Annotated in this window: 10 protein-coding genes and 1 rRNA gene; 3 read left to right on the forward strand and 8 right to left on the reverse strand. The window is 67.8% G+C overall.

Translation table 11 applies throughout. The features are described 5' to 3' along the window. Positions 1–6: 6 nt before the first annotated feature. Positions 7–2,160 carry a 1,4-alpha-glucan branching protein GlgB gene (glgB, locus tag ACYVLQ_RS00215; protein ID WP_460695276.1) on the forward strand — a complete coding sequence of 718 codons (2,154 nt, stop codon included), beginning with the start codon at positions 7–9 and terminating at the stop codon, positions 2,158–2,160. A 30-nt stretch (positions 2,161–2,190) separates the two neighbouring features. Here glgB and ACYVLQ_RS00220 read toward each other — a convergent pair whose 3' ends face one another. The 4 genes from ACYVLQ_RS00220 to ACYVLQ_RS00235 form a co-directional block, all read right to left on the reverse strand. Continuing rightward, positions 2,191–2,562 (reverse strand): SSI family serine proteinase inhibitor, encoded by a 372-nt coding sequence (locus ACYVLQ_RS00220; RefSeq protein ID WP_460695277.1) that lies wholly within the window; start codon positions 2,560–2,562, stop codon positions 2,191–2,193. A gap of 86 nt (positions 2,563–2,648) precedes the next feature. After that, positions 2,649–3,500: a co-chaperone YbbN gene (locus ACYVLQ_RS00225; protein WP_460695288.1), complete on the reverse strand. Its 852-nt coding sequence runs from the start codon at positions 3,498–3,500 to the stop codon at positions 2,649–2,651. Positions 3,501–3,561: 61 nt separating this feature from the next. Beyond that, positions 3,562–3,915, reverse strand: coding sequence for a DUF3817 domain-containing protein (locus ACYVLQ_RS00230; protein WP_460695278.1), 354 nt, complete (start codon positions 3,913–3,915; stop codon positions 3,562–3,564). A 96-nt stretch (positions 3,916–4,011) separates the two neighbouring features. Then, positions 4,012–5,196 carry an acetyl-CoA C-acetyltransferase gene (locus tag ACYVLQ_RS00235; RefSeq protein ID WP_460695279.1) on the reverse strand — a complete coding sequence of 395 codons (1,185 nt, stop codon included), beginning with the start codon at positions 5,194–5,196 and terminating at the stop codon, positions 4,012–4,014. Positions 5,197–5,291: 95 nt separating this feature from the next. Between ACYVLQ_RS00235 and mce the strand changes: the two genes are divergently transcribed. Together mce and ACYVLQ_RS00245 are read left to right on the forward strand one after the other, a co-directional pair. Next, positions 5,292–5,762 (forward strand): methylmalonyl-CoA epimerase, encoded by a 471-nt coding sequence (mce, locus tag ACYVLQ_RS00240; RefSeq protein WP_460695280.1) that lies wholly within the window; start codon positions 5,292–5,294, stop codon positions 5,760–5,762. Between the two features lie 86 nt (positions 5,763–5,848). Next, positions 5,849–6,835 carry a hypothetical protein gene (locus ACYVLQ_RS00245; protein ID WP_460695281.1) on the forward strand — a complete coding sequence of 329 codons (987 nt, stop codon included), beginning with the start codon at positions 5,849–5,851 and terminating at the stop codon, positions 6,833–6,835. A 143-nt stretch (positions 6,836–6,978) separates the two neighbouring features. Here the strand turns inward: ACYVLQ_RS00245 and ACYVLQ_RS00250 are convergent, their stop codons facing one another. From ACYVLQ_RS00250 to rrf, 4 genes are all read right to left on the reverse strand, one after another. After that, positions 6,979–7,287 (reverse strand): ATP/GTP-binding protein, encoded by a 309-nt coding sequence (locus tag ACYVLQ_RS00250; RefSeq protein WP_460695282.1) that lies wholly within the window; start codon positions 7,285–7,287, stop codon positions 6,979–6,981. 8 nt (positions 7,288–7,295) lie between these two features. Further along, complete coding sequence (gene nucS, locus ACYVLQ_RS00255) at positions 7,296–7,973, reverse strand: endonuclease NucS (RefSeq protein WP_460695283.1); 678 nt, start codon at positions 7,971–7,973, stop codon at positions 7,296–7,298. After that, complete coding sequence (locus tag ACYVLQ_RS00260; protein WP_460695284.1) at positions 7,961–8,491, reverse strand: rhomboid-like protein; 531 nt, start codon at positions 8,489–8,491, stop codon at positions 7,961–7,963. Before ACYVLQ_RS00260 ends, nucS begins: the two co-directional genes overlap by 13 nt. Before the next feature lie 93 nt (positions 8,492–8,584). Then, a 5S ribosomal RNA gene (gene rrf, locus ACYVLQ_RS00265) occupies positions 8,585–8,701 on the reverse strand. Between the last annotated feature and the right edge of the window lie 107 nt (positions 8,702–8,808).

Here is an 8,808-nt window from a genome sequence, read left to right on the forward strand (position 1 = left end):
GGGCCGATGAACCGCCGCGACCTGCTGCTGCTGGCCGCGGGCACCCATCCCGACCCGCACACGGTGCTCGGCGCACACCCGCATCCCGAGGGTATGGCGATCAGAGCCCTTCGCCCGCACGCGGATTCGGTCGCGGTCCGGATCGGCGAGGCGGACTATCCCCTCGAGCACGTCGAGCACGGCGTCTTCGAGGGCGTGGTGCCGTTCATCGAAATCCGCGACTACCGGCTGCTGGCGGCCTACCCGGGCGGCCAGACCGTGCTGGTGGCCGACGGCTACCGATTCCTGCCGACGGTCGGCGAACTCGACCTGCACCTGATCGGCGAGGGTCGGCACGAGCGGTTGTGGGAGGTACTCGGCGCGCATCCGCGCAGGTACACGACCCTCGACGGCGAGGTGACGGGGACCTCGTTCGCGGTCTGGGCGCCCAACGCCCGCGGGGTCTCGGTGATCGGCGATTTCGACGCCTGGAGCGGAACCACCGCGCCCATGCGGAGATTGGGCGGATCCGGGGTCTGGGAGCTGTTCGTACCCGGCATCGAGCCGGGCGCGCTGTACAAGTTCCGGGTGCACGGCGCCGACGGGCGCACCGTCGACCATGCCGATCCGTTCGCGTTCGCCACCGAGGCGCCGCCCGCCACCGCCTCGGTGGTCACCGAAAGCTCCTACACCTGGCGCGACGACGACTGGCTCGCCGTGCGTGCCCGCACCGATCCGACACGGGCGCCGATGAGCGTCTACGAGGTGCACCTCGGCTCCTGGCGCGCGGGGCTCGGTTACCGCGAGTCGGCCGAGCAACTGGCCGCGTACGTGCTGGAGCAGGGGTACACCCACGTCGAACTGCTCCCGGTCGCCGAGCACCCCTTCGGCGGCTCCTGGGGTTATCAGGTCACCTCCTACTACGCTCCGACGGCCCGGTTCGGGACACCCGACGATTTCCGCGCCTTCGTCGACCACCTGCACGGCGCGGGGGTCGGCATCATCCTGGACTGGGTTCCGGCCCACTTCCCGCGCGACGAGTGGGCCCTGGCCCGCTTCGACGGCACGCCGCTGTACGAGCATGCCGACCCCCGCCGAGGGGAGCAGTTGGATTGGGGCACCTACGTTTTCGACTTCGGCCGGCACGAGGTGCGCAACTTCCTGGTCGCCAACGCGCGCTACTGGATCGAGGAGTTCCACATCGACGGGCTGCGGGTCGACGCCGTGGCATCGATGCTGTACCTCGACTACTCACGGCCCGAGGGCGGCTGGGAACCCAATGTTCACGGCGGCCGCGAGAATCTGGAAGCCGTTGCGTTCCTGCAGGATATGAACGCCACCGTGCTCGAGCACCATCCGGGCGTGGTCACCGTCGCCGAGGAATCCACCACCTGGCCCGGCGTCACGCGCTCGACCGACGTCGGCGGCCTGGGCTTCACGATGAAGTGGAATATGGGCTGGATGCACGACACCCTCGGCTATCTCGGCCGCGACCAGATCCACCGCAGCTGGCATCACAACGAACTCACGTTCTCGGTGGTCTACGCGTGGAGCGAGAACTACGTGCTGCCGATCAGTCACGACGAGGTGGTGCACGGCAAGGGCACGCTGTGGACGCGGATGCCCGGCGACGACTGGGCGAAGGCCTGCGGGGTGCGGACGCTGCTGGCCTACATGTGGGCGCATCCGGGCAAGCAACTGCTGTTCATGGGGCAGGATTTCGGCCAGTTCCGGGAGTGGTCCCACGACCGCGGCCTGGACTGGCACGAGCTGGACAACCCGCTGCACAACGGCATTCGGCTGCTGGTGCGCGACCTCAACGCCGCCTACCGCGCGCATCCGGCACTGTGGACGCAGGACACCGCACCCGGCGGCTACGCCTGGATCGACGCCGACGACAGCCTCAACAACGTGATCGCGTTCCTGCGCTACGGGTCCGACGGTTCGATCGTCGCCTGCGTCTACAACTTCTCCGGCGCCCAGCACCGCGACCACCGCATCGGTCTCCCGGCCTCCGGCCGCTGGCGCGAAATCCTCAACACCGACGCAGACACCTACGGCGGCAGCGGAATCGGCAACCTCGGCGGGGTGCACGCGACCTCCGAGCCCTGCCACGGGCGGCCGTACTCGGCCACGCTCACCATGGCCCCGAACAGCGCGGTCTGGCTGACCCCGGGGTAGGGCCTTCCGGCCGAAAGCATGCCGGAATTATCAGAACTTCCAAGGCGTAGGGAGGTCCGGGACCAGACAGTTGTAGGTGCGTTCCACAAAGACGGGGGCGCCGCGGAAGGTGCCCTCGGCCCGCAGTGTGACCGGGTGGTAGCGGAAGCAGCGAACGCCCGGGTCCTCCTCGGGCAGGGCGAGGTCGCCGGTCAGCAAGTACTCACAGGCGGCGACGGGGTCCGGATGGGAGCCGCCGACCGGATCGCAGGTCAGCTCCGCCGTGCGGGTCGGCTGATCGGAGTCTTCTCGCGTGAGCACGAGGCGGGTGGACGTGTCCTCGGCCGCGGCGGCGCCCGGCACCAGGATCACCGCCGCAGCGGCGGCCGCGCCCGCAAGCACCCGGGCGATAGTTGTCGTCATGTGCGAACGTTCGCCTTCCCCCGACCCGATCCGCCGGTTCACACCGCATGTCGCCCGGCGGCCCGGACTCGTTTCGCGACGGACGCTCAGTACAGCGCGGTCGCCAGCTTGCGACGGGCGGCGACCACCGCCGGATCGGCCGTGTCGAACAGTTCGAACAGCTCGACCAGGCGGGTGCGGACACGGTTGCGGTCGTCCCCGGCGGTGCGCTTGATCAGCTCGATCAGGCGCGTGAACGCCGCCTCGGGCTCCTGGTTGAACAGTTCCATATCGGCGGCGGCGAAGGCCGCATCGATATCGGCCGGATCGGCGTCGGCGCGGGCGACCGCATCGGCTGGCAGCCCCTGCGCGCGGGAGTAGAAGCGCAGCTGACGCAGCGCGGCCTTGGCCTCGGAATTGGCCGGTTCCTCGGCGAGAATCTTCTCGTACGCGGCCTCGGCCCCGGCGACATCGCCGCGCTCGATCGCCTCCTCGGCGGCGGTGAACCGCGGATCCTCCGGCGCGGCGGCCTCGGGCGCCTCCTCCCCCTCAGCGCCCTGCAGCTTGCCGCGCACCGCGTCGATCACGGCCGCGATCCACTGCTTCACCTGCGGTTCGGGCTGGGTGCCCTGGAAATCGGCCAGCGGCTGGCCCGCGGCCACGGCGATCACGGTCGGGATGCCCTGTACCCCGAGCGCCTGCGCGATGCGCATATTCGGCTCGGCCTCGACGGTGGCCAGGTCCCAGCTGCCATCGCCCTCGGCAACGAGCTTCTCGAACAGCTTCACCAGATCTACGCTGGCCGGGCTGCGCTGCGAGTACAGGACGATGACCACCGGCACCTGCATCGAGCGACGCAGCACCTTGGTCTCGAAATCGGCCTCGGAAACCGCGTGACCGGTCGGAGCGTCCGTGGCGGCCGGCTGTTTCAGAGCGGACAGATCCACCGCACCGGACATGGCAGCGGCGACGGCGGGCGAGGGACGACGTGCAGCAGGTCGAGTCACGGTTTCCAGTTTGTCACGAACGGGCGGTGGAGGATGCGGCGGCCGCGCTGAGCTCACCCAATTGGCCGGAACGGATCGCCCAGCGCTCGAACCAGGCCGAAGTGAACGGGACCACGGACGAGAGCAGTCCCAGCGCCAGCGTCTTGCCCGGCCACTCGAACTCGCGGAATGCCAGCAGCACATTCAGCACGAACAGCAGGAACAGAATGCCGTGCAGCATCCCGAACACCATCACCGGCCAGGTGATCGGTTCCGGCAGACGCTTGAGCACGGAGCCCGTCAGCAGCAGCGCCCACGACACCGCCTCCAGCGTGCCGAACAGACGCACCCGCTTGGCCACGGTGCTCACATCGAAGAATTCGCCCATGGGCTCTATTGTGCCCAATGCCCACACCTCTACGACAGCGGGTAGTTGGTGTGGCATGCAACACACCCCACCGGCACCACCCGTCATCCCGATGGGTTACCCGACCTTGACGATCAAGGCGTCGCCCTGACCTCCACCACCGCAGAGCGCCGCAGCACCCACGCCACCCCCGCGACGCTTCAACTCCAACGCCAGGTGCAGGAGAATGCGGGCACCGGACATGCCCAGGGGATGGCCGATGGCAATAGCCCCACCGTTGACGTTGACCTTCGCCGGATCGATCCCCAGCTTCCGAGTGGAGGCGATACCAACAGCCGCGAACGCCTCGTTGATCTCCACCAGATCCAGATCGGCAGGCGAAATCCCCTCCCGCGCACAAGCTTTGGCGATGGCGTTGGCGGGCTGCTCCTGCAGCGTGGAATCCGGACCGGCCACCACGCCCGCGGCGCCGATCTCGGCGATCCAGCTCAGGCACAGCTCCCGCGCCTTGGCCTTGCTCATCACGACCACCGCGGCGGCGCCGTCGGAGATCTGCGAGGCCGACCCGGCGGTGATGGTCCCGTCCTTGCGGAAGGCCGGGCGCAGCCTGCCCAGCGATTCGGCGGTGGTGTCGGCGCGGATGCCCTCGTCCTCGGTCACCAGGATCGGGTCGCCCTTGCGCTGCGGCACCGCCACCGGCACCACCTCGTCCTCGAAGACCCCGTTCTTCCAGGCGGCCGCGGCCTTCTGATGCGAGGCGGCGGCGAACTCGTCCTGATCCGCGCGGCTGATGTGGTCGGCGTCGTTGCGCGTCTCGGTCAACGCGCCCATCGCCTGATCGGTGAAGATGTCGTGCAGGCCGTCGAAGGCCATGTGATCGCGCAGGGTCACGTCGCCGTACTTGAAGCCCTCGCGGCTCTTCTCCAGCAGATGCGGCGCCTGCGTCATCGACTCCTGCCCCCCGGCCACCACGATCTCGTACTCACCGGCGCGAATCAGCTGATCCGCCAAGGCGATTGCGTTGATACCGGACAAACACACCTTGTTCAGCGTCAGCGCCGGGACATCCATCGGGATGCCGCCCGCCACCGCGGCCTGCCGCGCTGGAATCTGTCCCGCACCGGCGGTCAGCACCTGGCCCATGATGACGTAGTCGATCTGATCGGGCCGCACGCCGCCCTTCTCCAGCGCCGCCTTGATGGCGAATCCGCCCAGATCGGAGCCGCTGAAGCCCTTCAGCCCACCCAGCAGCCGGCCCACCGGGGTCCGCGCGCCGGAGACGATGACAGAAGTGGTGGTCACGGTATGCCTCGCTTCGTGGATCGGTGAACGCTGTACTCAACGGTAACCGGTGCCGTCTCGGCAGCGCCGTGCAGGTGCGCGCTACCGTTCGAAGGGTGAGCACCGCCGATACGTCCGAATTCATTCCCGCCGACTACGTGATCGCCGTCGACCATGTCGGCATCGCCGTCCCCGACCTCGACACCGCCGTCGCCTGGTACTCCGAACACCTCGGAATGGTCGAGACCCACCGCGAGGTGAACGAGGCCCAGGGCGTCCACGAAGCGATGCTGTCGCTGCCCGGCGCCGGGGACGATTCGACTGCTCTGCAGTTGCTGGCGCCGGTGAACGAGGCGTCGACCATCGCCAAGTTCATCGATCGCAACGGTCCGGGGCTCCAGCAACTGGCCTACCGCGTCACCGACATCGATGCCGTGGCTACCTTCCTGCGTGGCCGGGGCCTGCGTTTGCTGTATGACGCACCCCGCACCGGAACGGCGGATTCCCGTATCAACTTCGTACACCCCAAGGATGCTGGCGGTGTGCTCATCGAGCTTGTGGAGCCAGCCGCGAATCCTACTCACTAGTACCGCAATCCGGCCGCGGAAACTTGTCGTAACGACATTCGCGGTCGGGTCACCATGGTGGCACGGTAGGCTGTAGTTTGTGGGGCATGTCGTCCACTGAGCCCGATCGCAATCGCTTCGTCGCGTTGCCGTTTACCGTGGTCCGTAAGGGCTACGACCGCGATGAGGTGCGCAATTATTTCGACCGATTTGATGCCGAACTAAGGGTCACCGCAACAGATCGCGACGCCGCCGCAGCCCAGGCCAGAAACCTGGCCGCCCAGCTGGAGGACGCACGCGACGAAATCGACGAACTCCGCAAGGAAGTCGACCGCCTGTCGGTGCCGCCGACCACTGCCGAGGGCATGAGCGATCGCATCTCGCGCATGCTGCGCCTGGCCTCTGACGAGGCCTCCGAGGTCCGCGCCCAGGCGCAGGCCGAGGCCGCCGAGATGATCTCGATCGCGGAGCAGCAGGCCACGGAGATGCGCGGCAAGTACGAGTCGCTGCTGGCCGAGACCAAGGAGAAGCGGGAGGCGCTCGAGGTCGAGTTCGAGCAGACCCTCTCCAACGCGCGGGGCGAGTCCACCAAGATCGTGGAGGCCGCCCAGGCCGAGGCCGAGCGCATCACCAAGGAGGCGGAGGCCAAGCGCAAGGCCACGCAGCAGGACTTCGAGGTTACCATGGCCGAGCGGCGCACCAAGCTCACCCGCGCCATGGAGGAGCTGGAGGCGTCCAGCCGCTCCGAGGCCGCCCAGCGCATCAAGGACGCCACCGACGAGTCCAACCGCCTGGTCACCTCCGCCACCCAGCAGGCCGATCGCAAGATCGCGCACGCCAAGGAACTGGCCGAGGAGATGCGCGTGCTGCGCGGCCGAGTTCTGGCCCAGCTCTTGGGCATTCGTGGTCAGCTCGATTCCGTTCCGGCCATGCTCGCCGCGGTCAACCGCGAGAGCGAGCTGCTCGACGGCGCCCCCGAGCAGCGTTCGCTGCAGGGCAAGCAGTCCGGCTCCGGACGCCAGAAGGCGATTCCCGAGGTGAAGGACGAAGAGATCGTCGACGACGAGCGCGAGAACGCCGAAGTCTCGAGCTAGCGCCAATCCCGCCGGGCGACACAACCCACCACCGTCCGAAGGCCGCCCCCACCCGGGGCGGCCTTCCCTATTTCTCCCGTATTACATTGCGGCGCAGGGCATGACGTGGTCGCCGTCCCGTTGCCCAGCGGCCGAGACTGCGCTCAGGACCAGCGTCGGGTGATGCCGCGGGTGTACCTGCCCTTCCAGCATCCGGTGTGCCAGTGGCGGCGGTCGTCCTCGCCGCCGTATTCCAGCCAGGCGACGATATGCGCTGTGCCGGGCGGGATTTCGTGATCACAGCCTGGACAGCGGTAGGTCTTGGTCGCGCGGGAACCCGGGACCGTGCGGACCACGTAGGTGTCCTCGCCGTCCGGCCCGCGCTCGGTGCGCCCGAAGACATCGCCGATCGGTCGCGGCTCCCGCTGGAACCGCGTCGACGACTGCTTGGGACGAGGCTTCCGGCGGGGCATACTTCGACCTAGAACAGCCGGAATTCGTCGCTGTCGGTGCCGCGGAGCGCGTTGTAATCCAATGTCAGGCAACGGATTCCGCGGTCGGTCGCGAGCGTCTTGGCTTGCGGCTTGATCTGCTGCGCGGCGAATACGCCGGTGACCGGGGCCAGCAGCGGATCACGGTTCAGCAACTCCAGGTACCGGGTCAGCTGCTCGACGCCGTCGATCTCACCGCGCCGCTTGATCTCCACCGCCACGGTGGCGCCGTCGGCGTCGCGGCACAGGATGTCCACCGGCCCGATCGCCGTCATGTACTCGCGGCGGATGAGCGAGTAGCCAGCGCCGAGGGTCTCGATGTGCTCGGCCAGCAGCTCCTGCAGATGGGCCTCCACGCCGTCCTTGACCAGTCCCGGGTCGACGCCCAGTTCGTGCTCGGAGTCGTGCTCGATGTCCTCGACGGTGATACGCAATTCCTCACCGGCCTTGTTGGTCACCACCCACAACTTGGCCGCTTCGGTTTCGCTGTCGCGCTCCTCCAGCCAGCAGGGCGGACTCATCCAGTTCAGCGGCTTGTAGGAGCCTCCGTCGGAATGCACCAGCACCGAACCGTCGGCCTTCATCAGCAGCAGCCGGCGAGCCATCGGGAGGTGGGCGGTGAGCCGACCAACGTAGTCGACCTGACAGCGAGCAATCACGAGGCGCACCGGTCGAGTGTAATAACCGGCCCCCGCTCGGCTGTATCGGCATCAGTTCCCGGGCGATTCGTCCCGTCCGACACTTCCGGCGCGGTGGTCAGCCGACGAGCATCAGGTAGCCGAGCGCGGTTGCGACCGCGAGTAGCCCGCATTCGAACCGGCTGAGCTTGGACGAGGTGCCCGACATTTGTGAACGTGCGGCCCAACGCCACACCGGACACCGCGACGGCCAGCCACGTGATCGACCAGGTGGCGCGCCACTTCGACGGCACCAGCACCACAAAGGCACCGATCACGGCCATGGCACCGTAGCTGATGCCGACATCCTCGGCCGTCGTGAGGGAGATCGATACCCAGTCCGCCGTGACCGCGACCCACAGGCCCACGGCGACCAGGAGTGTGGCGCCGATATGTCCGGCGACGAAGATACGGATCGTGGTGAGTGCGCCGAAGCGCAGCTCGGCCAGCGCGAGCAGGCACATCAACAGCGGAATGACCAGTGCGGCGACAGCACCGTCGCCGACCACGAGAGCGAGCTGACATCCACAGCGCGTCGCGGGTAACGATCCGAGAAAATGGCGAAGGCCCCCAACTGTGTTGGGGGCCTTCGTGAACGATTGTTCCGGCGGTGTCCTACTCTCCCACACCCTGTCGAGTGCAGTACCATCGGCGCTGGCAGGCTTAGCTTCCGGGTTCGGAATGGGACCGGGCGTTTCCCCACCGCTATAACCGCCGTAACTCTATGAAACCGACCGCGGCCCAGCACGGTCGTCCCGGCACGCTCTCGGCCGGGATCCCGCACAGGACACGGTGTGTTGTTTCAGATACCGCACAGTGGACGCGT

This window comes from Nocardia thraciensis (genome assembly GCF_054782435.1).